18 protein-coding genes and 3 tRNA genes are annotated in these 24,190 nt (G+C 48.3%); 16 read left to right on the top strand and 5 right to left on the bottom strand.

The genetic code is table 11. The features are described from left to right. The first annotated feature begins 1 nt into the window (after position 1). Genes H6A28_RS00510 through H6A28_RS00500 form a run of 3 tightly spaced genes read left to right on the top strand, consistent with a single transcriptional unit; the run spans position 2 to position 3,092 of the window. Complete coding sequence (locus tag H6A28_RS00510; RefSeq protein ID WP_204478543.1) at positions 2 to 1,324, top strand: aminotransferase class I/II-fold pyridoxal phosphate-dependent enzyme; 1,323 nt, start codon at positions 2 to 4, stop codon at positions 1,322 to 1,324. 33 nt (positions 1,325 to 1,357) lie between these two features. Further along, positions 1,358 to 2,659 (top strand): phenylacetate--CoA ligase family protein, encoded by a 1,302-nt coding sequence (locus H6A28_RS00505; RefSeq protein ID WP_204478542.1) that lies wholly within the window; start codon positions 1,358 to 1,360, stop codon positions 2,657 to 2,659. A gap of 16 nt (positions 2,660 to 2,675) precedes the next feature. Next, entirely contained in the window at positions 2,676 to 3,092 is a 417-nt protein-coding gene (locus tag H6A28_RS00500) for an amino acid-binding protein (protein ID WP_204478541.1), read from the top strand. 166 nt (positions 3,093 to 3,258) lie between these two features. Here H6A28_RS00500 and H6A28_RS00495 read toward each other — a convergent pair whose 3' ends face one another. Further along, on the bottom strand, positions 3,259 to 5,463 hold the full coding sequence (locus H6A28_RS00495; RefSeq protein WP_204478540.1) for a sodium-translocating pyrophosphatase: 2,205 nt from the start codon (positions 5,461 to 5,463) through the stop codon (positions 3,259 to 3,261). Between the two features lie 539 nt (positions 5,464 to 6,002). Here H6A28_RS00495 and H6A28_RS00490 point away from each other — a divergent pair. From H6A28_RS00490 to H6A28_RS00475, 4 genes are all read left to right on the top strand, one after another. Further along, the gene (locus H6A28_RS00490) at positions 6,003 to 8,258 is read left to right on the top strand and encodes an aconitate hydratase (RefSeq protein ID WP_204478539.1); all 2,256 of its coding nucleotides are present in this window, start codon (positions 6,003 to 6,005) and stop codon (positions 8,256 to 8,258) included. Positions 8,259 to 8,265: 7 nt separating this feature from the next. After that, on the top strand, positions 8,266 to 9,531 hold the full coding sequence (gene icd, locus H6A28_RS00485) for an NADP-dependent isocitrate dehydrogenase (protein ID WP_204474843.1): 1,266 nt from the start codon (positions 8,266 to 8,268) through the stop codon (positions 9,529 to 9,531). Positions 9,532 to 9,580: 49 nt separating this feature from the next. Then, the gene (locus H6A28_RS00480) at positions 9,581 to 10,921 is read left to right on the top strand and encodes a citrate/2-methylcitrate synthase (RefSeq protein ID WP_204478538.1); all 1,341 of its coding nucleotides are present in this window, start codon (positions 9,581 to 9,583) and stop codon (positions 10,919 to 10,921) included. Between the two features lie 126 nt (positions 10,922 to 11,047). Continuing rightward, positions 11,048 to 11,965 carry a DMT family transporter gene (locus tag H6A28_RS00475; protein WP_204478537.1) on the top strand — a complete coding sequence of 306 codons (918 nt, stop codon included), beginning with the start codon at positions 11,048 to 11,050 and terminating at the stop codon, positions 11,963 to 11,965. A gap of 25 nt (positions 11,966 to 11,990) precedes the next feature. Here the strand turns inward: H6A28_RS00475 and H6A28_RS00470 are convergent, their stop codons facing one another. Together H6A28_RS00470 and H6A28_RS00465 are read right to left on the bottom strand one after the other, a co-directional pair. After that, the gene (locus H6A28_RS00470) at positions 11,991 to 13,841 is read right to left on the bottom strand and encodes a YgiQ family radical SAM protein (RefSeq protein ID WP_204478536.1); all 1,851 of its coding nucleotides are present in this window, start codon (positions 13,839 to 13,841) and stop codon (positions 11,991 to 11,993) included. A gap of 6 nt (positions 13,842 to 13,847) precedes the next feature. Further along, the gene (locus H6A28_RS00465; protein ID WP_204474848.1) at positions 13,848 to 14,192 is read right to left on the bottom strand and encodes a hypothetical protein; all 345 of its coding nucleotides are present in this window, start codon (positions 14,190 to 14,192) and stop codon (positions 13,848 to 13,850) included. Between the two features lie 217 nt (positions 14,193 to 14,409). Between H6A28_RS00465 and H6A28_RS00460 the strand changes: the two genes are divergently transcribed. The 5 genes from H6A28_RS00460 (at position 14,410) to H6A28_RS00440 (ending at position 18,725) form a co-directional block, all read left to right on the top strand. After that, positions 14,410 to 15,126: a hemerythrin domain-containing protein gene (locus H6A28_RS00460; protein WP_239465207.1), complete on the top strand. Its 717-nt coding sequence runs from the start codon at positions 14,410 to 14,412 to the stop codon at positions 15,124 to 15,126. Continuing rightward, positions 15,123 to 15,731, top strand: coding sequence for a response regulator transcription factor (locus H6A28_RS00455; protein ID WP_204474849.1), 609 nt, complete (start codon positions 15,123 to 15,125; stop codon positions 15,729 to 15,731). Before H6A28_RS00460 ends, H6A28_RS00455 begins: the two co-directional genes overlap by 4 nt. A 295-nt stretch (positions 15,732 to 16,026) precedes the next feature. After that, a complete protein-coding gene (locus H6A28_RS00450) occupies positions 16,027 to 16,767 on the top strand; it encodes a (Fe-S)-binding protein (protein WP_204474851.1) in 741 nt (246 codons plus the stop codon). Further along, positions 16,764 to 18,131, top strand: a complete 1,368-nt coding sequence (locus H6A28_RS00445) for a lactate utilization protein B (protein ID WP_204478535.1) — start codon at positions 16,764 to 16,766, stop codon at positions 18,129 to 18,131. Before H6A28_RS00450 ends, H6A28_RS00445 begins: the two co-directional genes overlap by 4 nt. Before the next feature lie 6 nt (positions 18,132 to 18,137). After that, positions 18,138 to 18,725: a LutC/YkgG family protein gene (locus H6A28_RS00440; protein ID WP_204478534.1), complete on the top strand. Its 588-nt coding sequence runs from the start codon at positions 18,138 to 18,140 to the stop codon at positions 18,723 to 18,725. A gap of 308 nt (positions 18,726 to 19,033) precedes the next feature. Here the strand turns inward: H6A28_RS00440 and pflA are convergent, their stop codons facing one another. Both pflA and pflB read right to left on the bottom strand, forming a co-directional pair. Then, the gene (pflA, locus tag H6A28_RS00435) at positions 19,034 to 19,762 is read right to left on the bottom strand and encodes a pyruvate formate-lyase-activating protein (protein ID WP_204474856.1); all 729 of its coding nucleotides are present in this window, start codon (positions 19,760 to 19,762) and stop codon (positions 19,034 to 19,036) included. Positions 19,763 to 19,841: 79 nt separating this feature from the next. Continuing rightward, positions 19,842 to 22,064 (bottom strand): formate C-acetyltransferase, encoded by a 2,223-nt coding sequence (gene pflB / locus H6A28_RS00430; RefSeq protein ID WP_204478533.1) that lies wholly within the window; start codon positions 22,062 to 22,064, stop codon positions 19,842 to 19,844. A gap of 259 nt (positions 22,065 to 22,323) precedes the next feature. Here pflB and H6A28_RS00425 point away from each other — a divergent pair. The 4 genes from H6A28_RS00425 to H6A28_RS00410 all read left to right on the top strand — a co-directional run bounded on the left by H6A28_RS00425 (position 22,324) and on the right by H6A28_RS00410 (position 24,186). Continuing rightward, a tRNA-Ser gene (locus tag H6A28_RS00425) sits at positions 22,324 to 22,410 on the top strand. A gap of 23 nt (positions 22,411 to 22,433) precedes the next feature. Next, positions 22,434 to 22,509: transfer RNA gene (locus H6A28_RS00420), tRNA-Glu, on the top strand. A 9-nt stretch (positions 22,510 to 22,518) separates the two neighbouring features. Then, positions 22,519 to 22,605, top strand: a tRNA-Ser gene (locus tag H6A28_RS00415). Positions 22,606 to 22,836: 231 nt separating this feature from the next. Continuing rightward, positions 22,837 to 24,186 (top strand): alpha-L-fucosidase, encoded by a 1,350-nt coding sequence (locus tag H6A28_RS00410; RefSeq protein ID WP_204474860.1) that lies wholly within the window; start codon positions 22,837 to 22,839, stop codon positions 24,184 to 24,186. Positions 24,187 to 24,190: the final 4 nt, after the last annotated feature.

The raw sequence follows: 24,190 nt of genomic DNA, 5'->3' as shown, positions 1-24,190 counted from the left end.
TATGAGTTGCGTGTTTAGTGAAGAACTGGTCAATTCTGTGGCCAAGGAGATGAAAGTGGCCGATTTAGCCAATGCGACCATCGGCGATGTGTTGCTGGTGGCTTCCCGCTTGGAAGAACTTACGGGTATTCCATTTATCCGGATGGATCAGGGATCTCCCGGTCTTCCCGCGAACAGGATAGGTATTGAAGCGGAGAAGAAAGCACTGGACAGAGGAGTTGGTTCCCAGTATCCGGCTGCTGCCGGTGTGGCAGAATTGAAACAGGCTGCCTCCCGCTTTGTCAAGGCATTCATCAATATTGATATTTCTCCTCGGGCGTGTGTACCCACTACGGGGTCGGTAGCGGGGTCTTTTGGTGCCTTTATCGCCTGTACCCAGCGGATTCCCGGGAAAAACAAGGTACTGTTCATCGACCCGGGTTTCCCGATACAGAAATCCCAGCTGCGCATTTTAGGCATTGCGTGGGAGTCGTTCGATATCCATGATTTCCGGGGAGAACCGTTGCGTGCCAAACTGGAAAGTTTCCTTTCCAAAGGAGATATTGCGTCCATTGTCTATTCCAATCCCAACAATCCAGCTTGGATTTGTCTGGAAGAAAGTGAACTGAAAATCATCGGGGAACTGGCTACGCAGTATGATGCGGTGGTCATGGAAGATCAGGCATATTTCTGTATGGACTTCCGCCATGCGTTCGGCCGTCCTTATCAGCCTCCTTTTGTGCCTACGGTAGCCCGTTATACCGATAATTACATTCTCATGCTGTCTGCCTCCAAAATTTTCAGTTATGCCGGGCAGCGCATTGCCTTGGCTTGTGTGTCCGATAAGCTGTTCGATACGCAGTATCCGGCTTTGGCCTCCCGTTATGAGGATTCAGGTGTGTTCGGTCCTACCTTTATCGCTTCCATCTTGTATATGATTACTTCCGGATGTACAGCCACCACTCAGTATGCCATGGCAGAAATGCTGGAAAAGTCCGTTACGGGCGAAATCAATTTTGTGGAAGACGTCCGTGAGTATGAACGACGTGCGCATCGGATGAAACAGATTTTCACCCGTTATGGTTTTTCGGTAGTATACGATAAGGATGTCACCCAGCAGGTGGGCGATGGCTTTTTCTTTACCTTGGGCTATCCCGGACTGACGGGCGGTGAGTTGCTCCGTGAACTGATGATGTACGGGGTGAGCAGTATTTCCCTGTCGACGACGGGCAGTGAACAGCAAGGTGTGAGAGCCTGTACTTCCCGGATGCGGGAGGAACTCTATCCGGTGCTGGAAGAACGGATGAAGGCTTTTCAGGAAGACCATCCTGTGTCGGGAAAATAACCAAACTATTACTGAAATAAAGAAAAACACACTATGATTTGGAATCCGAACAAAGAATGTATGCCGCGTGAGCAGATGCGTGAGCTGCAGGGGAAACGTTTGTGCAAACTGGTGCAGTATGTGTACCATAATGTGCCTTTTTATCGGCACAAGATGCAGGAGATGGATCTCACTCCCGATGACATCCGGGAAATTGAGGACATCACAAAACTGCCTTTTACCACCAAACAGGATTTGCGGGACAATTATCCGTATGGGCTGATGGCGGCTCCTCTTTCGGAAGTGGTGCGTGTGCATGCTTCTTCCGGAACGACCGGCAACCCGACCATCGTGGGATATACCCGCCGTGATTTATCGATCTGGTCGGAGGTGATGTCGCGTTGTCTTTCGGCATACGGAGTAACTCGTGACGATACGTTTTCCGTGAGTTACGGATATGGTCTGTTTACCGGCGGACTGGGAGCACACTATGGTGTAGAGAATTTAGGAGCAACTGTGATTCCGGCTTCTACGGGAAATACGGAAAAACATGTACGCCTGATTCGGGATTTGCATATCACGGGCATTGCCTGTACGCCTTCGTATGCTTTGTATCTGGCAGAAGTGGTGGAACGGATGGGCATCCGCAAGGAAGAACTGGGATTGCGTATCGGTGCTTTCGGGGCGGAACCTTGGACGGAACACATGCGTCAGGAAATCCAGAGCCGTTTGGGCCTGAAGGGCTACAACATTTATGGGTTGAGCGAGATTATGGGGCCGGGCGTGTCTTACGAATGTCAGGAACAGTATGGTTCCCATATCAATGAAGACCATTTCTATCCGGAAATCATCGACCCTGTGACGTGTCAGAACCTGCCGTATGGCACGCAGGGAGAGCTGGTGTTTACCACATTGACCAAGGAGGGCATGCCGCTGCTCCGCTACCGTACCAAAGACCTGACTTCTCTGATTGCTGACCCGTGTCCTTGCGGACGTACCAGCGTGCGTATGACGCCGATTATGGGTCGAAGCGACGATATGCTGATTATCCGGGGTATCAATGTCTTCCCGTCACAGGTGGAAAGTGTGATTTTGGGCATGAAGGAATTTGAACCGCAGTATCTGCTGGTGGTCGACCGCAAGAACAACCTCGATACGTTGGAAGTGCAGGTAGAAGTCCGTCGCGATTTCTTCAGTGACGACATTGGTTCCATGCTGAAGCTGAAGAAGACCCTTTCCGACCGCTTGAAGAGTGTGCTCTCTATCAGTGCGGAAGTCAAACTGGTGGAACCGAACAGCATAGCCCGTAGCCAGGGAAAGTCCAAACGTGTGATTGATAACCGAGTATTGGTGTAACTAAAGAAATGAATCTATGATAATCAAACAATTATCCGTTTTTCTGGAAAATAAGACCGGAAGAATCAATGACGTGGTGCATGCGTTGGGAGCAAACGGCATCAATATGCATGCCTTCAGTATGGCCGAGACTACCGATTTTGGCATTTTACGCTTGATTGTTTCCGATGTGGAGAAGGCAGTCGAGGTGCTCCGAGCCAAAGATTTTGCCGTGATGTCGACCGATGTGGTCTGTCTGTCGTGTGACAATGTACCCGGTTCGCTGGCGGTGGTGTTGGAGTATCTGGCTGAAGAGCAGATTTTCATTGAATACATGTATGCGTTTGCCCAGGCCGACCAGGCCCATGTGGTCATCAAACCCAATGACATGGAGCATTGTTTGAAAGTGCTCGAAGCGCATCATTGCCGTGTGTTGGGAAAAGACGAACTTTAGGAAAAAGAGACAGTCTGTAAAGAAAGACTAAAGTAAAAATCTCCTGCTTTCAGTCGGAAAGTTCGAATGAACTGAGGCTGAGCAGGAGATTTTTTGTGTGGTTATTATTCAGTTTCTAATCTTCTAATGGAGGTTACATTTCTATAATTGCTACTGGAGAGTCTGCTTAGAACAAGCTCCAAGAGACGGTCAGTCCGGCCATGACGATGGCCACCATGCTCATCAGTTTGATGAGGATGTTCAGGCTCGGGCCGGAAGTATCCTTGAACGGGTCGCCTACCGTATCACCTACCACGGTGGCTCGGTGTACTTCGCTGCCTTTCCCGCCAAAGTTGCCTTCTTCCACATATTTCTTCGCATTGTCCCATGCACCGCCGGAGTTAGCCATGAAGATGGCCAGGATAAAGCCCGATGACAATCCCCCTATCAGCAGTCCGATGACGCCCGGTACCCCGAACAGCAGTCCTGTCACAATGGGGGCGATGATGGCCAGTAGGGAAGGGAATACCATTTCTTTTTGGGCACCTAATGTGGAGATTTGTACGCAGCGGGCATAATCCGGTTCCGCCTTGCCTTCCAGAATCCCTTTGATTTCGCGGAACTGCCGGCGCACTTCTTCTACCATGTGGGCCGCTGCTCTGCCCACCGCATTCATGGTCAGTCCGCAGAACAGGAAGGCCATCATGCTGCCGATGAACATTCCAGACAGCACTTTCGGATTCATCAGTGTGACGTCGTAGTACATCATGAAATCCGTGAATCCGGCTTCGTGAATGACTACTTCCAGTCCGTTGGGCAGTTCCAGTATGGTCGTACCGATGCGTTCCAGTCCGATACGGATTTCTTCGATGTAAGAAGCTAACAGGGCCAGTCCGGTCAGGGCAGCAGAGCCGATGGCAAATCCTTTTCCGGTGGCTGCCGTGGTGTTTCCCAAGGAATCCAGCGCATCGGTGCGTTTGCGTACTTCTTCTCCCAGTCCGCTCATCTCGGCATTGCCTCCGGCGTTGTCGGCTATCGGGCCATACGCATCCGTAGCTAACGTAATACCTAAAGTAGACAACATGCCCACCGCTGCAATGCCGATGCCGTAGAGTCCCATACTGATGTTTGTGAAGTCAAATCCCGAGGCCAGCCAGTAGGACAGGATGATACCGGCCACGACGGCAATGACCGGAATCGTGGTAGATACCATGCCCAGTCCGATGCCCGAGATGATGACCGTGGCCGGTCCGGTCTTTCCGCTTTCCGCCAGTTTCCGGGTCGGTTTGTAGGATTGAGAGGTATAGAATTCCGTCGATTGTCCGATGATGACTCCGACCACCAGCCCGATAACAACGGCGCAGGAGATGTAGAGCCAGTTCTCCAGTTGCAACAGCCAAAGAATCACAAAAGTAGCGATAACAATCAGTCCCGCGCTGAGGTTGGTGCCCGTTGACAAGGCCCGGAGCAGTTCTCTCATGCCCGCGTCCTCTTTGGTGCGTACGGCAAAAATACCGATGATGGACAAGAGGATACCAACTGCCGCAATCAGCATCGGGGCAATGACTGCCTTGAACTGCATGACCGTATCGCCGGTCCCGATGTAGGCCGCCGCTCCCAAGGCTGCTGTGGCCAGAATGGAGCCGCAGTAAGATTCATAAAGGTCGGCTCCCATTCCCGCTACATCGCCCACATTGTCGCCCACGTTGTCGGCAATGGTCGCCGGGTTGCGCGGGTCATCTTCCGGGATACCCGCTTCCACTTTCCCTACCAAGTCGGCTCCCACATCGGCTGCCTTGGTGTAGATTCCTCCCCCTACACGGGCAAAGAGGGCCTGTGTGGAGGCTCCCATACCAAAGGTCAGCATGGTGGTGGTAATGATGCATAGTTTGGCTGTCGGATTCAGGGCATCTTCCGGGATACATTGTTCCAGCAACAGATACCAGAAAGAAATATCAAATAATCCCAGTCCGACCACTACCAGTCCCATGACGGCTCCGCTGCGGAAGGCCACTTTCAGGCCTTTGTTCAAAGAGTTCCGGGCTGCATTCGCTGTGCGTGCTGAAGCGTAGGTAGCCGTTTTCATGCCCAGATAGCCCGAAAGGCCGGAAAAGAATCCTCCCGTCAGGAAGGCCACAGGCACCCAGTGGTTTTGCAGGTTGAACCCGTAGGCCATGATGGCAAACAGCACCGCCAGGGCGATAAACACGATAGTGACAATTTTATATTGCTGTTTCAGGTACGACATGGCTCCTTGCCGCACGTACGAGGCGATGCGTGCCATGGCAGGAGTGCCTTCGCTTTCCTGTTTCATCTGCCGGTAGAAATATCCGGCAAGTGCCAATGCCAGCAGCGATGCGGCCGGTATCAGCCAGAAGAGGGATGTTTCCATAATATCTTGATATAAGAGTTTCCTCAAACTTACAAAAAATCTTTGGAATAACCACATAAAATTCAATGGATTCCAGTGGCTGAAAAGGCGGATAATGTGGCTGATGGATAGGATGATTTAAAACTATAATGAAATAATGCGTAAAAAGCCACGTTCTTTTTTACGTTTCCGCAGGCGGAGCCCTACGTTTCCCTTGGCGGAACCGTACGTTTCTGCTTAGAAAAACGTATGTTTTCCGCACGGGAAACATAAATCGGATAAGTAGATATTTTGATTAAGATGCTTGCATTTGTCAGATTCTCATCGTATATTGCTGAAAATTCCAGTTCTGTGAGAGAGAATAGTAAAAATATGTAAGTATTTTTCAGTTTGCAGATGTGTCTGCCAAAAAACGGCTGGAATTTCTTCTTTGAAGATGTAGATTGTCAAGAAGATGTAACAATAAATAGCAGTTTGTTGTTTTTTTATCACTTTTAAAGACAATTTTGTGGTTTATTTTCGATATATTTGCGCACTAAGTTATAAAAAGGATTGATCAGATGATTTATGACATGGAAATGCAGAAGACGTTCTATGCGTCGTATGCGGAAAAAGTAGGAAAAGCCCGGAAGAAACTGGGACGTGCCATGACCTTGGCCGAAAAAATATTGTATGCCCATTTGTACGACGAGCACACGATGGCTCCGTTCCGTCGGGGAGAAGAGTATGTCAATTTCCGTCCCGACCGGGTGGCCATGCAGGATGCTACGGCACAGATGGCGTTGCTGCAGTTTATGAATGCCGGAAAATCTGTATCGGCAGTGCCTGCCACTGTACATTGCGACCATTTGATTCAAGCATATAAAGGAGTGGAAGAGGATTTGCCTTCCGCTTGTACCACAAATAAAGAGGTATATGACTTCTTGAAGAGTGTGGCATCGAAATACGGCATCGGATTCTGGAAGCCGGGAGCAGGAATCATCCATCAGGTGGTGCTTGAGAACTATGCATTCCCGGGCGGAATGATGGTGGGTACCGATTCTCATACGCCGAATGCAGGTGGCTTGGGAATGATTGCCATCGGCGTAGGCGGTGCCGACGCTGTGGACGTGATGACCGGCATGGAATGGGAGCTGAAGATGCCGAAACTGATTGGCGTGAAGCTGACCGGTAAACTAAACGGTTGGGCTTCGCCGAAGGATGTGATTTTGAAGCTGGCAGGTATCCTGACCGTAAAGGGGGGAACCAATGCCATCATCGAATATTTTGGAGAAGGAACGCATTCGTTGTCGGCTACCGGAAAGGCTACCATCTGCAATATGGGAGCGGAAGTGGGAGCCACGACTTCGGTTTTCCCGTACGATGAGGAAATGAAACGCTACCTGTGTGCAACTGGCCGTGAGGAGATTGCTTCACTGGCTGAGGCCAATGCAGCCGACTTGCAAGCGGATGCGGAAGTGGCACAGGCTCCGGAGAAATACTACGACCGGTTGATTGAAATCGACCTTTCAGCTTTGGAACCTTATGTGAACGGTCCGTTTACTCCCGATGCGGCTTGTCCGATTTCGGAATTTGCGGCCCGTGTGAAGAAGGAAGGTTTCCCGCAGAAGATGGAAGTGGGACTGATTGGTTCTTGTACCAACTCCTCTTATCAGGATTTGAGTCGGGCAGCTTCAGTAGCCCGTCAGGTAAAGGCGAAGGGACTGAAGATGCAGGCTTCGTTGATTATCAACCCGGGTTCCGAACAGGTGTATTGCACGGCTCAGCGCGACGGCATGATTGAAGACCTGAAAAGTATCGGTGGCGTGGTGATGACCAATGCCTGTGGTCCTTGTATCGGTCAGTGGAAGCGTGTGACCGACGACCCGTTGCGGGCCAATTCCATCGTGACTTCGTTCAACCGTAACTTTGCCAAGCGTGCTGATGGCAATCCGAATACGCATGCCTTCATCGCTTCACCGGAAATGGCGGTAGCTTTTGCCATTGCAGGGGATTTGTGCTTCAATCCGCTGACGGATACCTTGACGAATGAAAAGGGTGAAGCCGTGAAGTTGGATCCTCCTACGGGAGAAACCTTGCCTTTGAAGGGCTTTACGGTGGATGACAACGGGTATGTGGCTCCTTCGGCCGACGGAGGCAAAGTGGAAGTCACCATTCAGCCAGATTCACAGCGCTTGCAGAAACTGGAACCGTTTGCTCCATGGAACGGTGAAGATTTCCTGGAACTGCCGCTGCTGATTAAGACACAGGGAAAATGTACCACTGACCATATTTCGATGGCCGGACCGTGGTTGCGCTTCCGTGGGCACTTGGAAAATATTTCCGACAACATGCTGATGGGCGCAGTCAATGCCTTCAACGGCAAGACCAACTGCGTATGGAATCAGCTGACCGGTGAATACGAAGCAGTTTCGGCGGTAGCTAAACAATACAAGGCGAAAGGCATGGGTTCTATCGTCGTAGCGGAAGAAAACTACGGAGAAGGCTCCAGTCGTGAACATGCGGCCATGGAACCGCGTTTCCTGAACGTGCGGGTGATTTTGGCCAAGAGCTTTGCCCGTATCCATGAAACCAACCTGAAGAAACAGGGTATGCTGGCGCTGACTTTTGCTAACAAGGATGATTACGACAAGGTGCGTGAACACGACCGGATTTCCATCTTGGGATTGCAGCATTTTGCCCCAGGACATCCGCTGTATGCCGTATTGACGCACGATGACGGCACGACAGAGACTTTCGAAGTGCTTCACACCTATAATGAAATGCAAATTAACTGGTTCAAAGCAGGTTCTGCCTTGAACACCTTTAAAAAATAAGAGAGATATGAGTAACAGCAAGATGTATATGGAAGACGGGAAACTGATGGTTCCCGACAATGTGGTGATTCCTTTTATCGAAGGAGATGGAGTAGGTGCTGAAATTACTCCGGTATGTCAGAAAATTGTCAATTCAGCAGTAGAGCTGGCCTATGTGGGCAAGCGTAGCATTGAATGGAAAGAAGTGCTGGCAGGTGGCAAGGCATTTGAAAAGACAGGTGAATGGTTGCCGCAGGCTACGCTGGATGCATTCAAGGAATATCTGGTAGGTATCAAGGGGCCGCTGACTACTCCGGTAGGCGGAGGTATCCGTTCGTTGAATGTGGCATTGCGCCAGACCCTCGACTTGTATGTCTGTCTGCGTCCGGTACGCTGGTTCAAGGGTGTGGTTTCTCCGGTAAAAGAGCCTCATAAGGTGAACATGTATATTTTCCGTGAAAATACCGAAGATATTTATGCCGGTATCGAATGGGAACAGGGTACTCCGGAAGCGCAGAAGTTCTATAAGTTCCTGCACGACGAGATGGGGGTTACCAAGGTACGTTTCCCGGAAACTTCTTCATTTGGCGTGAAACCGGTATCGAAGGAAGGTACACAGCGGTTGGTACGTGCGGCCATCCAGTTTGCGTTGGACAACGGGCTGCCTTCAGTGACACTGGTACATAAAGGAAACATCATGAAGTTTACCGAAGGGGGCTTCAAGCGCTGGGGATACGAAGTGGCTGAAACAGAATTCAAGGACCGTACTTTCACCATGAACGAATATGAGCGTTTGAAGAAAGACCTGGGTGAGGAATCGGCCAAGGCTGCCGTAGCCAAAGCCCTCAATGAAGGTAAACTGGTGGTGAAGGACTGTATTGCCGATGCGTTCCTGCAGAATACGCTGTTGCTGCCGGAAGAATATTCCGTGATTGCGACATTGAACTTGAACGGAGACTATATTTCCGACCAGCTGGCTGCCATGGTGGGCGGTATTGGTATCGCACCGGGTGCCAACATCAATTATAAGACCGGACATGCCATTTTTGAGGCGACTCACGGCACGGCACCGAACATTGCCGGACAGGATGTGGTCAATCCTTGCTCTCTGTTGTTGTCATCGGTGATGATGCTGGAATACATGGGCTGGAAAGAAGCTGCCCAGTTGATTGTGAATGCATTGGAAAAAGCATTCTCCAACGGAGAGGCTACAGCCGACCTAGCTCGTTTCATGCCGAAAGGAAACGCACTGGGAACTAAAGATTTTGGACAGAGAATCGTTGAACTGCTGTAAGGACAGCGATTCTTTTGTTGGAGTGATTAACGGATAAAAGAAGAAGTTTATGAAGAAGGAATACATCGTTTACAAACTTTCCGAATGTGCCAAGCAGGCATGCCGTATTGACAATGAACTGTTTACAAAGTACAACGTGAAGCGTGGCCTTCGTAATGAAGACGGTACGGGAGTACTGGTGGGACTGACGAAGATTGGTAATGTGGTGGGTTATGAACGTACCGACCAGGGACTGAAACCGATTCCGGGCAAGTTGTTTTATCGTGGATACGACTTGGACGACATTGCGCATGCTTTGTTGCGTGAGAAACGTTTCGGTTTTGAGGAAGTGGCTTATCTGTTGCTTTCAGGGGAACTCCCGGACAGCGAGCAGTTAGCTTCGTTCAAGGAGCTGATTAACGACAACATGCCGCTTGACAAGAAGACCACGATGAACATCATCGATCTGGAAGGTCAGAACATTATGAATATTTTGGCACGTAGTGTGCTGGAGATGTATACGTTCGACCCGAATCCGGATGACATTTCACGTGACAACCTGATGCGTCAGTCTATCGAACTGATTTCCAAGTTCCCTACCATCATTGCGTATGCTTACAATATTTATCGTCACAGCATTCATGGACGTTCCTTGCATATCCGTCACCCCCACGAAAATCTTTCGCTGGCCGAGAACTTCCTCTATATGATAAAGAAGGAGTATACACCGCTGGAGGCTCGTATGCTCGACTTGCTGCTGGTATTGCAGGCGGAACATGGAGGAGGTAACAACTCTACGTTTACAGTGCGTGTCACCAGTTCTACCCGTACGGATACTTATTCCAGCATTGCAGCCGGTATCGGTTCACTGAAAGGGCCGTTGCATGGAGGTGCCAATATTCAGGTAGTCAAGATGTTCCACCATCTGAAAGAGGTGATTTCTGATTGGACCAATGTAGATGAAATCGATACGTATCTGACCCGGATGCTGAACAAAGAAGCTTACGACGGTAGCGGACTGATTTACGGTATCGGTCATGCGGTGTACACCATTTCCGACCCGCGTGCGGTTTTGCTGAAGGAACTGGCCGGGGAATTGGTGGCTGAAAAGGGATGCGAAAAGGAATTTGCCTTCCTGGAATTGCTGGAACAGCGTGCCATTGAATGTTTCAAGAAAGTGAAAGGCACCAAGAAACAGGTATGTTCCAACGTAGACTTCTACTCTGGATTCATTTATGAGATGATGGGATTGCCACAGGAAATTTATACGCCTTTGTTTGCCATGGCCCGTATCGTAGGATGGACGGCACATCGCATTGAGGAGCTGAATTTCGAAGGTCGCCGCATCATCCGTCCGGCCTACAAGAACGTGTTGGAGGAAGTGGACTACAAGCCGATAAAAGACCGCTGATTATTGCGATAGAAATAGATGAAAGAGGCTGCAGAAACCTGATGAAGGTTTCTGTGGCCTCTTTTGTGTTAGGTATATCGGTCTGAATTGTGTACCTTTGCGGCACTTATTTTGACATTTCGCAGTATGAACAGCTTGAAAGGATTTTTCTATGGACTTGCCACTTCGGTGACATTCGGTTTGATTCCCTTGTTTACCCTTCCGCTGATGCAGAAAGGGATGATGTTTGATTCCATTCTTTTCTATCGGTTTCTTTTTGCCACCTTTGCTTTGGGGGTGATGATGAAGGTGAAGAAGGAATCGTTTCATATAGAGCTGCGGGATATTCCGCTGTTTCTCTTGTTGGGATTGTTTTACACAGGTTCGGCCATGTTCTTGTTCTGGGGATATGGTTTTATGGGGGCGGGAGTGGCCACTACCCTGCATTTCACCTATCCGGTGTTCGTCACCTTGCTGATGTGGATGCTGTTTCGTGAGAAGGCGTCTTGGGTAACATGGGTTGCCATTCTGCTGGCGGTGTACGGAGTGTCTGAACTTTCATTGAAAGGAGATGAATTGTCGTTTGATGTGTCGGGGGTGATTATCGTCCTGCTTTCAGCAGTATGTTATGCCAGTTACATTGTGGCTGTCAACAAATCCCGTCTGCGCGATATGAACGGGCGTAAACTGGCTTTTTATGTGTTTATTGTCAGCACGGTGATGTTTGCCGTGAAGGCGCTGACTAATCAAGGAATACAGCCGGTGCCGGATGCTGTGTCGGTAGGGAATCTGGTGCTGTTGGCCGTAGTGCCGACCGTCATCTCCAATATCACGCTGGTGTTGGCCGTACAGCATATCGGGGGTACGCTTACCTCTGTCTTAGGAGCCATGGAGCCGGTAACGGCAGTCTGTATCGGTGCCTTGATTTTCGGCGAATCGTTTACGGCGCAGGAAGCTTGGGGAATTTTTCTGATTCTGGTGGCCGTCACGTTGATTGTGCTGACCAAGACCATTCAGAAAACATTGTCAACGGTGGTCCGTAAGATTCGTCCGCGTCATGCCTGACATGGACAAATTCCACGTAGACTCCTTATTTCCCGTATAGTTTGTTGATCAGGTCGTTCCGGCCGATTTTCCTCAGTTCGTTGATGATGGCCTTGCGTTCTTCGGGCTTGTACCAGAAGAAGAACATGCGCTGGGCCAGCTTTTCACGCGGCGTTTTGGCTGAGTAGACGGGTTCCAAGGTGTAGGGATGCAGGCCGGTGTACCATGCCTCCGTGGACACGGTCATCGGTGTCGGCGTGAAATCCTGTACCTGCTCCAGATGGAAATCCAGTTTCTTGGTGATGACGGCCAGTTCAGCCATATCCTCTTCCGTACATCCGGGATGGCTGCTGATGAAGTAGGGGATAATCTGCTGTCGCAGTCCGGCTTCCTTATTGATTTTGTCGAAGATACGCTTGAACTCATAGAACTGCTCAAAGGGCGGTTTGCGCATGAGGTAGAGCACCTTGTCACTGGTATGTTCCGGTGCCACTTTCAGTCGTCCGCTCACGTGACGTGTAATCAGTTCGCGTGTATATTCTTTGGTACTCTGGTTGGTTTTCGCGTCCTTACTTTGGTGAAGCAGCAGGTCGTAGCGTACTCCACTTCCGATAAAGCTTTTCTTGATGCCCGGCAAGCTGTCTACTGCATGATAGATTTCCAACAGTGGATGATGGTCGGTATTCAAGTTCGGGCAGATTTTGGGGTGGATGCACGACGGGCGTTTGCAACGCTGACAGAGGGAGGTGTCTTTTCCTCCCATCTGGTACATGTTGGCCGAAGGTCCTCCCAAGTCGCTCAGATAGCCTTTGAAGTCGGGCATCTCGGTGATGGCCTTCACTTCCTTGAGAATGCTTTCCTTGCTTCGGCTGACAATGAACTTTCCCTGATGGGCTGAAATGGTACAGAAAGCGCATCCGCCAAAACAGCCTCGGTGGATGTTGACAGAGAATTTAATCATTTCGTATGCCGGAATCCGTTTGTTTTTGTATTTGGGATGCGGCAGACGGGTATAAGGTAGGTCGAACGACATGTCCAGCTCTCCTTGTGTCATCGGGGGATAGGGAGGATTGGTGACCACCGTCTGTTTACCTACCTGTTGCAGTATGCGGGCTGCGGCATAACGGTTGGATTCCTCCTCGATGTGGCGGAAATTCTGTGCCTGTTTTTTCTTGTCTTTTAGACATTCTTCATGGGAATACAGGGTAAGGTCACCTTGTCCGTTGGGATTCTCTGGCAGGGTGGCAGCTTCTTTCTGTGAAATCAGGTAAGCCGTCTGTGGAATGTCGTGCGGCAGGTCGCCAGCATGTGTTTTACCTTCCACTTTCAACAACCGTTCGCTCAGTTCCGTTATAGGCTTTTCGCCCATGCCGTAAATTAGCAGGTCCGCTCCCGATTCCACCAGGATGGAAGGACGCAGCTTTTCTTCCCAATAGTCGTAGTGGGTCAGCCGTCGCAGGGAAGCTTCAATACCTCCCAAAACCACCGGTACGTCGGGATACAGCTTCTTCAGAATCTGCGTATAGACAATACTGGGATACTCCGGGCGCATGTCATGACGTCCGTCCGGAGTATACGCATCTTCACTTCTCAGTCGCTTGTTGGCTGTATATTTGTTCACCATGCTGTCCATGCATCCGGCAGAGACACCAAAGAACAGGCGAGGGCGTCCTAATTTCTTGAAGTCGCGTAAGTCGTCGCGCCAGTTGGGTTGGGGGATGATAGCCACTTTCAGTCCTTTGGCTTCGAGCATGCGTCCAATGACGGCAGCTCCAAAAGAAGGATGGTCCACGTAGGCGTCCCCGCTGAAAATAATTACATCCAGTTCATCCCATCCTCTCAGTTCGGCTTCTTTTTTGGTGGTAGGCAGCCAGTCGGTCAGCTTGTATTCTTTCAAGGTAGTTTATGAATTGGAGTTTTCTTCTGTAGATTCTTCTTCGTCTTCTTTCTCTTCTTTTTCTCTTTCCCATTTGATGTAGAGCAGGATGAGCTGGTGCAATCCGAAGGCCTTCATGTTGTTGTGGTAGATGACGTCGATGCACAAGTCGAGCAAATCCTTGCTGTTCTCTTCCATGGAAGCAATCAGTGAACGGATGTTCAGCTTCAGCTTGTCGAGCACGGTCTCGTCTACGATGCCGTTGCTGTCGATGAGTTGTTGAAAGAGGGAATATTTTTCAATAGTTTCCAGATGTTTCTCAGATACTTCGATGCTCCGTGTGCCGGAAGCGTTGGCTTGTATGGTATACATAATACAATGATTTTAATGTTTCTGTAACAAAGGTAACTTATTTCTGCATATCGGGGGTAGTTTTTCCTCTTTTTATTTAGAGAATTTTTGTATTTTCTGACTGGGAAAATGTGCCGTCCCGGTTTATCTTTGTTGGGATTAAAAAGGCTATTGAAATATACCTAAAATTGGGGATTGTGCCTTTTGTGTGGATTCCTTTACTTTGCACCGTAAAATAATGAATACGATATTTATGTGTAACCATACCACCCGGATGTATAAGCCGACTGACAAGATGAGCGACCTGATATGCGAGAATTATGCGCTTTTACAGGTGTTGAGCCGTTTTGGCGTCTCGCTCGGATTCGGTGACAAGTCGGTACAGGAGGTCTGTGCCATGAACCATGTGGACTGCAATACGTTTTTAATTGTAGTGAACTTTCTCGGAGAGGAGAGCAACCATATCCATGACCATTTGAGCGGGCTTTCCATTCCAGCCTTGATGGACTACCTGAAGAGGGCTCATTCTTATTTCTTGGATTTTCAGTTGCCCACCATCCGCCGGAAACTGATTGAGGCCATCGACTGTTCGTCGGAAAATGAAGTGGCTTTTCTCATTGTCCAGTTTTTCGATGCCTATGTACACGAGGTACGGAAGCACATGGAGTATGAGAATGAGAAAGTGTTTACTTATGTAGAACACTTGTTGCAGGGAGAGCGTTTGCCGGACTATAGCATCGGAGTGTTCGCACGTCATCACGACCAGATAAACGCCAAGTTGACAGATTTGAAAAATATCATTATCAAATATTATCCGTCGGGCGGTGACAACCAGCTGTTGAATGATACACTGTTCGATATTTTTAGTTGTGAGGAAGATTTGGCTTCACACAACCGGGTGGAAGATTACATCTTTGTACCTGCCATTATGGAGCTTGAAAAAGAAATAAAATGAAATCGCAGGAAACAATATACATTGCAGTAGCCGAAAAATCAATGATTGTCCGTAGCGGGTTGGTGTCTGTGTTAAGACGTCTGCCCGACTTGACCATACAAGTTATTGAGATTTCTTCGGAAGAGGGCTTGCGGCATTGTATGGAGGCGCATAAACCTCAGATATTGGTGATAAATCCTCAGTTTGGAGGATGGTTCGACGTTGTTGCTTTCAAGCAGGAGTATCCGGAGGCGCCGATGAAATTTGTCTCATTGATTTATACGATGGTAGATGCCAGCCAGTTGAAAGGATATGACGATTCCGTGGGGTTGTTTGATGACGTGGATTCACTGGCGCACAAGATTTTACAGCTGATGAATATGGCGGGAGAAGAAGACGGTGAGTCGGATTCCTTGAGTCAGCGGGAAAAGGAAATTGTGGGTTGTGTGGTACGTGGCATGACCAACAAGGAGATTGCCGAGAAGTTGTATATTTCCGTGCATACGGTCATTACTCACCGGAGGAACATCACCCGAAAGTTGCAGATACATTCGGCTGCCGGATTGACCATCTATGCCATTGTAAACAAGCTGGTGGAATTAAGCGAAGTAAAAATGAATCTGTAAGTGAATCCTGTTGTTTGGATCGATTCTAAAATACCCAATTTTAGGTATTGCCCGAAAAAGCGGATTCCCGTATCTTTGCAGTGTTAGTCATATAGAAATTACGTAAACCACAAAAGTAAAAGAAGTTAGTTATTAGTTGGGTGCGCCCTGCGAAGTGATTCGCGGGGCGCGCGCATTTGTAACATTTTGTTGTCCGAATTGAAATCATGTTCAAAATGCAAAGGAAAATTTTCATATCCGAAGAAAACCTCTTACTTTTGCCAACCGAAAGAAGACTAATAACTGATTTAGATATATGAAAGTAGGATTATTTATTCCCTGTTATATCAATGCCGTTTATCCACAGGTGGGAGTAGCTTCTTTTAAGTTGCTGAAGAGTCTGGGAGTGGACGTAGATTATCCGCTGGATCAGACTTGCTGCGGACAACCAATGGCAAATGCGGGGTTTGAAAACGAGTCTGTAGAGCTGGCTAAGCGCTTTGACCGGCTTTTTGAACAGTATGATTACATCGTAGGCCCGTCGGCCAGTTGCGTAGTGTTTGTACGCGACCATTATGGCAATCTGTTGGCGAAAGAGTCACACCGTTGTGCCAGTGAAGAGAAAATTTATGATATTTGTGAGTTTATCCATGATGTGGTAAAACCTACTTCTTTGAAGGCATCTTTTCCGCATAAAGTGAGTATCCAGAACAGTTGTCATGGAGTTCGCTTGATGCATCTTTCTTCTCCGAGTGAATTGAACATACCTTACTATAATAAACTGCGCGATTTGTTGTCGCTGGTAAAAGACATCGAGGTAGTGGAACCGGAACGTCCGGATGAATGTTGCGGTTTTGGAGGTATGTTTGCTGTGGAAGAACATGCCGTGTCCGGACAAATGGGACGCGACAAGGTGCAACGTCACATTGATACGGGAGCCGAATACATTGTGGGTGCGGACAGTTCTTGCCTGATGCACCAGAACGGAATCATTTCCCGTGACAAATTACCCATTAAAACCATTCATATCGTAGAAGTTTTAGCAGCAGGATTATGAGTACGAAACATTCAAAAGCTGCCGAGAAGTTTCAGGAAAACAGGGAACTGGCAGCCTGGCACGACCAGACGTTGTGGATGATGCGTGCCAAACGTGATAAGATGAGCCGGGAAGTACCGGAATGGGAGCATTTGCGTGACATGGCTTCTGCCATCAAGATGTACAGTAACAGTCACCTCGACCAGCTCCTGCAGGAATTTGAAAAAAATGCGCAGGCAAACGGGGCCCATGTATATTGGGCGAAGGATGCCGATGAGTATTGTTCTATTATTTATAATATTCTGCACGGACACAATGTGCATCACTTCATCAAAAGCAAGTCCATGTTGGCCGAAGAGTGTGGATTGAATGAGTTTCTGATGCAGAAAGGCATCGACGTGGTGGAAAGTGATTTGGGCGAACGAATTCTTCAGCTCATGCACAAGAAGCCGAGTCACATTGTGGTGCCTGCCATCCATATCAAGAAAGAAGAAATCGGTGAATTGTTTGTGAAGGAAATGGGTACGGAACCGGGCAACAACGATCAGACTTACCTGACACATGCCGCCCGCAAGAATCTGCGTCATAAATTTATCGAAGCAGAAGCTGCCATGACCGGTGCCAATTTTGCAGTGGCTTCTACCGGTGAGTTTGTGGTATGCACCAACGAAGGAAATGCCGATATGGGAACTTCACAGCCGAAACTGCAGATTGCCGCTTTCGGACTGGAGAAGATTGTGCCCGACCGGGAAGCCTTGGGGGTATTTACCCGTCTGCTGGCACGTTCGGGTACAGGACAGCCGATTACAACTTATACCTCTCATTATCGCAAGCCTCGTAAGGGAGGAGAATTGCATATCATTATCGTAGACAATGGACGAAGCAATATTCTGGCCGATCAGGAGCATGTGAAGACGTTGAACTGCCTGCGTTGCGGAGCCTGCATGAATACGTGTCCGGTATACCGTCGTTCAGGAGGTTATTCTTATACGTATTTCATTCCGGGACCTATTGGTATCAATTTGGGTATGCTGAAGGCCCCGTTGCATTATTACGACAATGTATCGGCTTGCTCTTTGTGCTATTCTTGCCAGAACGTATGTCCGGCTAAAGTCGATTTGGCTGACCAGATTTACCGTTGGCGTCAGAAACTGGATGGCTTGGGTGTGGCCAGCTCTTCCAAACGCGTGATGTCGGGCGGAATGAAGGTGCTGATGGAGCATCCGGGACTGTTTAATTTCGCCTTGGGTCATGCTTCATGGGTCAATTCATTCCCTCGTGTAATGGTTTACAATGGCATGAACGACTGGGGAAAAGAGCACGATATGCCGCAGTTTGCCAAGGAAAGTTTTAATGATATGTGGAAAAAGGGTAAAGTAAAATAAGTATTCATGAGCAGTAGAGAAGATATATTACAGAATATCCGTCGGAATACACGGGTACGTTATGAGAAGCCCGACTTATCGACACTGGAAAAAGAAGCGATTACTTATGCCGATCCAGTAGCACAGTTTTGTAAGACAGTGGGCGAGGTTGGCGGACATGTAGTAGAAGTGAAGCCGGGAGAAGATGTGAATGTGTTGATTCACAACCTGTATCCGGATGCCAAACGCATTGCATCCAATCTGAAAGAGATTACCTGCGCCACTTTCCATCCGGATGATGTGGCTTCTTCGGCCGAACTGGACGGGACCGATTTGGCTGTAGTACGTGGACGGGTAGGAGTCTGTGAAAATGGAGCGGTTTGGATTGAACAGGACGTAGAGCAGCGTGCCGTGTATTTCATTTCTGAAGCGTTGATTCTTTTGCTTGACCGGAAGAACCTGGTCAACAATATGCACGAAGCTTATCAGGAAATTGATACGGGTGAATACGGTTATGGGGTCTTTATTTCAGGCCCCTCTAAGACCGCAGATATTGAACAGGCCTTGGTGTTGGGTGCACACGGTGCCCGGGAATTGACTGTGCTGTTATTCTGATTGAATCATACAATAAGGACTTAAAAAAAGGTCGTTTCAAACTTGGGTTTGGAACGGCCTTTTTAAGTATCACCTTGCAGGTTTGATTAAGTTTTGATGCGTTTTCTCTGAAATGCAAAGTCATAAATGCCTCGTCATGAACGTGTCAACCTCTCGTCACGAACGTGATGAGACCTCCGCACGTGCGCGTCAAGACCTCGTCACGTTCGTGTCGAGGTAAATGCGAGGCGGCTTTTGGAATTTCTCACTTCATCCATCGGATTTGAATGACTGGATGGATGCTGAAATGCTTTTTGTGAGTAGAAAAATCAGTTCACGTAAACTGTCTTGAAATATTTACTGAACAGCTGTTTGGCCTCGTCTAACTGTTCCTGGGTATTGAGTTTGACATCCTTTAATTGATAATCCATTTTCATGGCCTCATATTTGTGCACACCCAAGGTGTGGTAGGGAAGGATTTCTACTCGCTCAATCATTTGATAGTCTTTAAAATATTCTCCTAATGCTTCGATGTCTTCCTTGAAGTAGCTGTAGTTTTGCACCAGCACATAGCGAAGCCAGAAGGGTTTATGGTTTTCTTCAAGCCAGGCTGCGGTCTTTAAGGTTTGCGCATTGCTCCGGCTGGTCAGCTTCTTGTGGCGTTCGTCATTGAATTCTTTGACATCCAATAAGACGAGGTCGGCCAGTGAAAACAGTTCCTTGACATCTTCGTTCCAGATGCCGCCGTTGCTGTCTACACAAATGTGGATGCCTGCTTCTTTCAGCATGCGAAACAAAGGAATCAGGGCCTTTGCCTGGAAGGTAGGTTCTCCGCCGCTGAAGGTGATGCCTCCTTTTTTCCCGAAGAAGGGCTTCTGGCTTACGGCCATTCTGAGAATTTCTTCCGGAGCGGTTTCCTTGCTTTCGCCTTTGGCATCGATGGTATCGGGGTTGGCACAATACAGACACCGGAAGTTGCATCCTTGCAGGAACACTACCAGTCGGATTCCGGGGCCGTCGTAAGTGCCTAATGATTCGTATGAATGTACTCTGATCATGGTGGATAAAAAATAATAGACACAAGCCACCTCTTTTTGCTGGGGCAACTTGTGTCTAAATGAAACTTTATTTAGCGAATTACATGCGTTCGTGGAAGCTGCGTGAAATCACTTCCAACTGATGCTCACGGCTCAGTTTGATGAAGTTCACGGCATAACCTGACACACGAATCGTCAGTTGCGGGTATTTTTCCGGATGTTCCATGGCATCTTCCAGCATTTCCCGGTTCAGTACGTTCACGTTCAAGTGGTGGGCACCCTTTACAAAGTAACCGTCCATCATTGTCACGAGGTTTTCGATACGGTTCTCCATATCCACGCCCAATGATTTCGGTACGATGGAGAAGGTGTTGCTGATACCGTCCTGTGAGTCGCGATAGCGCAATTTGGCTACAGAACTCAGAGAAGCGATGGCACCGTTCTTGTCACGTCCATGCATCGGATTGGCTCCGGGAGCGAATGCTACCCCTTTGGCACGTCCGTCAGGAGTAGCTCCTGTTTTCTTTCCGTACATCACGTTGGAAGTAATGGTCAGAATAGACAGTGTCGGTTTGGCGTTCTTGTAAACCGGCAGTTTCTTCAGTTCTTCGTCGAAGTAGTAAATCAGGTCGACAGCCAGGTGGTCTACACGGTCGTCATCATTACCGAAGCAAGGGAATTCGCCTTCGATGTCGAAGCCTTCTGTCAGGCCGATGTCATTGCGGCGGGCAGTTACTTTGGCATACTTGATGGCTGAAAGTGAATCCACGGCGATAGACATACCTGCTACACCGTAAGCCAGGTTGATAGCCGGGTCAGTGTCTACGAAGGCCATCTGTGCCTTTTCGTAGTAGTACTTGTCGTGCATATAGTGGATAATGTTCATGGCTTCGTTGTATACACGGGCCATTTCTTTCAGCACTTTCTTGTAGTTGGCCAATACTTCTTCGAAGTTCAGCACATCGCTGGTCAATGCCGGAATGCCCTTCACCATCAGTGTTCCTGTATTTTCACAACGTCCACCGTTGATGGCCAGCAACAAGGCTTTTGCCAGGTTGCAACGTGCACCGAAGAACTGGATGTGGCGGCCGATGTCCTGATAAGAAACGCAGCAGGCAATACCGTAGTCGTCTGAGTTGCGTACTTCACGCATCAGGTCATCGTTTTCATATTGGATAGAAGAGGTGTCGATAGATACCTGTGCACAGAATCTCTTGAATCCTTCCGGCAGTTCCGGACTCCACAGTACCGTCAAGTTCGGTTCAGGTGAAGGACCGAGGTTGTACAATGTCTGCAGGAAACGGAAAGAAGTCTTGGTGACTTTGGTACGACCGTCATTGAAACGTCCGCCGATAGATTCGGTTACCCAAGTCGGGTCGCCTGCAAAAATATCGTTGTAAGCCTGCATGCGCAGATGACGTACCATACGCAGTTTGATGACGAACTGGTCAATCAGTTCCTGTGCGTGAGCCTCATCCAGCAGACCACGCCTCATATCATATTCAATGTAGATATCCAGGAAGGAAGACACATTACCCAACGACATGGCCGCACCGTCCTGTTCTTTTACGGCAGCTAGGTAAGCCATGTATACCCATTGTACAGCTTCCTGTGCATTCAATGCAGGACGTCCTAATTCCAGTCCGTACTGTTCGCCCATGATCTTGATTTCCTTCAGGGCTTTGATCTGTTCTGCCACTTCTTCGCGAAGGCGGATGCGGGCATCCGTCATCGGACCTGTGAGGTGGCGCAGGTCATTCTGTTTGGCTTCAATCAGACGGTCCAAACCATAGAGTGCCAGACGGCGGTAGTCACCGATGATACGTCCACGGGCGTAATTGTCGGGCAATCCTGTCAGGAAGCCAAGAGAACGGAATGAACGGATTTCTTCTGTATATGCATCGAACACACCGTCATTGTGTGTTTTGCGGTAATGGGTAAAAATGTCTTTTACTCTGGGGTCTACTTCCACGCCATTTTCGCGGCAGGCTTTTTCTACGACTTTGATACCGCCAAAAGGTTTGATGGCACGACGTAAAACTTCATCTGTTTGCAAACCTACGATGACTTCGTTTTCCTTGTCAATATATCCTGGTGCGAAAGAAGTGATGGTGGATACAGTAGATGGGTCAAGAGAGCGTATTCCGTTGTTTGCGCGTTCTTCTGCCAGCGCTTCCAAGCATTTGTTCCAAACAGCTTTTGTACGTTCGGTTGGACCCGTTAGGAATGAAGCGTCGCCTTCGTAAGGCGTAATGTTTGTCTTTACGAAATCGGTTACGTTGATTTCATGGTTCCAACGACCCTCTTTGAAATTCATTGCCATAAAATTAAAATATTAAAAAGTGATGTGAATTTGGTTTCTCTAACCGTGTGCAAAGGTAGTGAAAAAGCCGTTGTTGCACAATACCTATTTTGTGGTATATTATTATTTGTATTAATTACAAAAATAGATGAGATTTAGAAATAGACCCGATAGGGAGGGGATTGCTTCATAAAAAAAGTCTGTAAAAGCTTGCACAACTCAAAAACTCACTCTATCTTTGCACCGCATTTGAGAGAAAATGCGTTTTCCCAAAAAGTTTGGAAGTTTGGGTGAGTGGCTGAAACCAGCAGTTTGCTAAACTGCCGTACGGGTTACCGTACCGGGGGTTCGAATCCCCCAGCTTCCGCTTTTGTATTGGGAAAGAGAAATGGCGCTTTCGTCTAGTGGCCTAGGACGCGGCCCTCTCACGGCTGAAACACGGGTTCGATTCCCGTATGCGCTACCATCAGCTACTGGAAGTTTGGGTGAGTGGCTGAAACCAGCAGTTTGCTAAACTGCCGTACGGGTTACCGTACCGGGGGTTCGAATCCCCCAGCTTCCGCTAGTTCTATTGTTTTTTAGAGTAAAGCATCATACTTTAGCGAGTATGGTGCTTTTTTTATGGGTTTTGGGTTTATGAAATGAGAGAAAAATTCCTGATGAGCAAAATTGTAGTGGATAAATCCGTATCTTTGAAAATCGAGGAAATAGGTTGTTTTTGCACACAAGATCTTTCTTGTAAAAGTGCAGGACAGGTTCTCATGGAGTTAATTGTTAATTTAAATCTTTTATTATGATGAAGAATCAATTATTTGCGACCCTGCTGTCTTTGTGTATTGTGGGGACCCCAGTTTGGGGACAGACATCGGATAAAGTATCGCAGGATGTGCAGAAGGAAAAAAGGATGGAGTGGTTTGCCGATGCGAAGTTGGGCATTTTTATCCATTGGGGAATTTATTCAGTGAAAGGGGTTTCCGAGAGCTGGTCTTTTTTCAACAAGTATCTGCCTTATGAAGAGTATATGAGTCAGAAGGATGGGTTTACGGCCTCCAAGTATGACCCCAAAGCATGGGTAGATTTGATAAAGGAGAGTGGCGCACGCTATACGGTCATTACCACCAAGCACCATGATGGGGTGGCTTTGTGGGATACCAAGGCCGGATCGTTGAGCACTGTGAAATCAACGGCTGCGAAACGGGACTTGCTCAGTCCTTTTGTGAAAGAAGTCCGTAAGCAGGGACTGAAACTGGGATTTTATTATTCGCTGTTGGACTGGTCGCATCCGGATTATCCGAACATGACACGGACCGATGTGCGTTATACGAATGATTCTGTACGCTGGAAACGGTTTGTGGAATTCAATATGGCCCAGTTGTCGGAATTGAACAAGACGTGGAAACCGGATTTGTATTGGTTTGACGGAGATTGGGAACAGACGGCTGAGGCTTGGAACTCGAAGGGAATTGTGGAGTTGCTGCGGTCGGACAACAAAGATGTGATTATCAATTCCCGTATCCAAGGCTATGGCGATTATGCTACTCCTGAGCAGGGAGTGCCTATTGTGCGTCCTCAGGATAAGTATTGGGAATTATGCATGACCATGAACGATTCCTGGGGCTATCAGCATACCGATACCAATTATAAATCTCCTTTTATCCTGTTGCGTACGTTTGTCGACTGCCTGAGCATGGGAGGAAACCTGTTGCTGGATATCGGTCCGAAGGAAGATGGAACCATTCCGGAAGAGCAGGTAGCCATCCTGAAGGAGTTTGGCCGTTGGACCAAGAAGCACAAAGAAGCCATCTATGACACCCGTGCGGGCATCCCGACGGAACATTTTCAAGGATATACTACCTTAAATAAAGGTGGAGATATTCTGTATTTGTATTTGCCCTATAAGCCTAACGGACCGATTGAGGTAAAAGGGTTAATGAACAAGGTGAACCGGGTATGGGTAGTAGGTAATGGGGCCATGTTGTCCTATAAGGTATACAACAAAAACTATTGGAGTGAGGTACCGGGCAATTTGTATATAGAGGTTCCCGACCGTGTATTGGATTCGCAGATAACCGTTGTGGCCGTGCTGTTGGACGGACCGGTGAAATTGTATCGGGGAGCGGGACAGGTCATTGAAAGTAATTAATATC

It is taken from the genome of Bacteroides mediterraneensis (assembly GCF_016900355.1).
Lineage (GTDB): Bacteria > Bacteroidota > Bacteroidia > Bacteroidales > Bacteroidaceae > Phocaeicola.
Note: the sequence above shows the minus strand (reverse complement) of the source record. Positions and strands in the feature narration are given on the sequence as shown.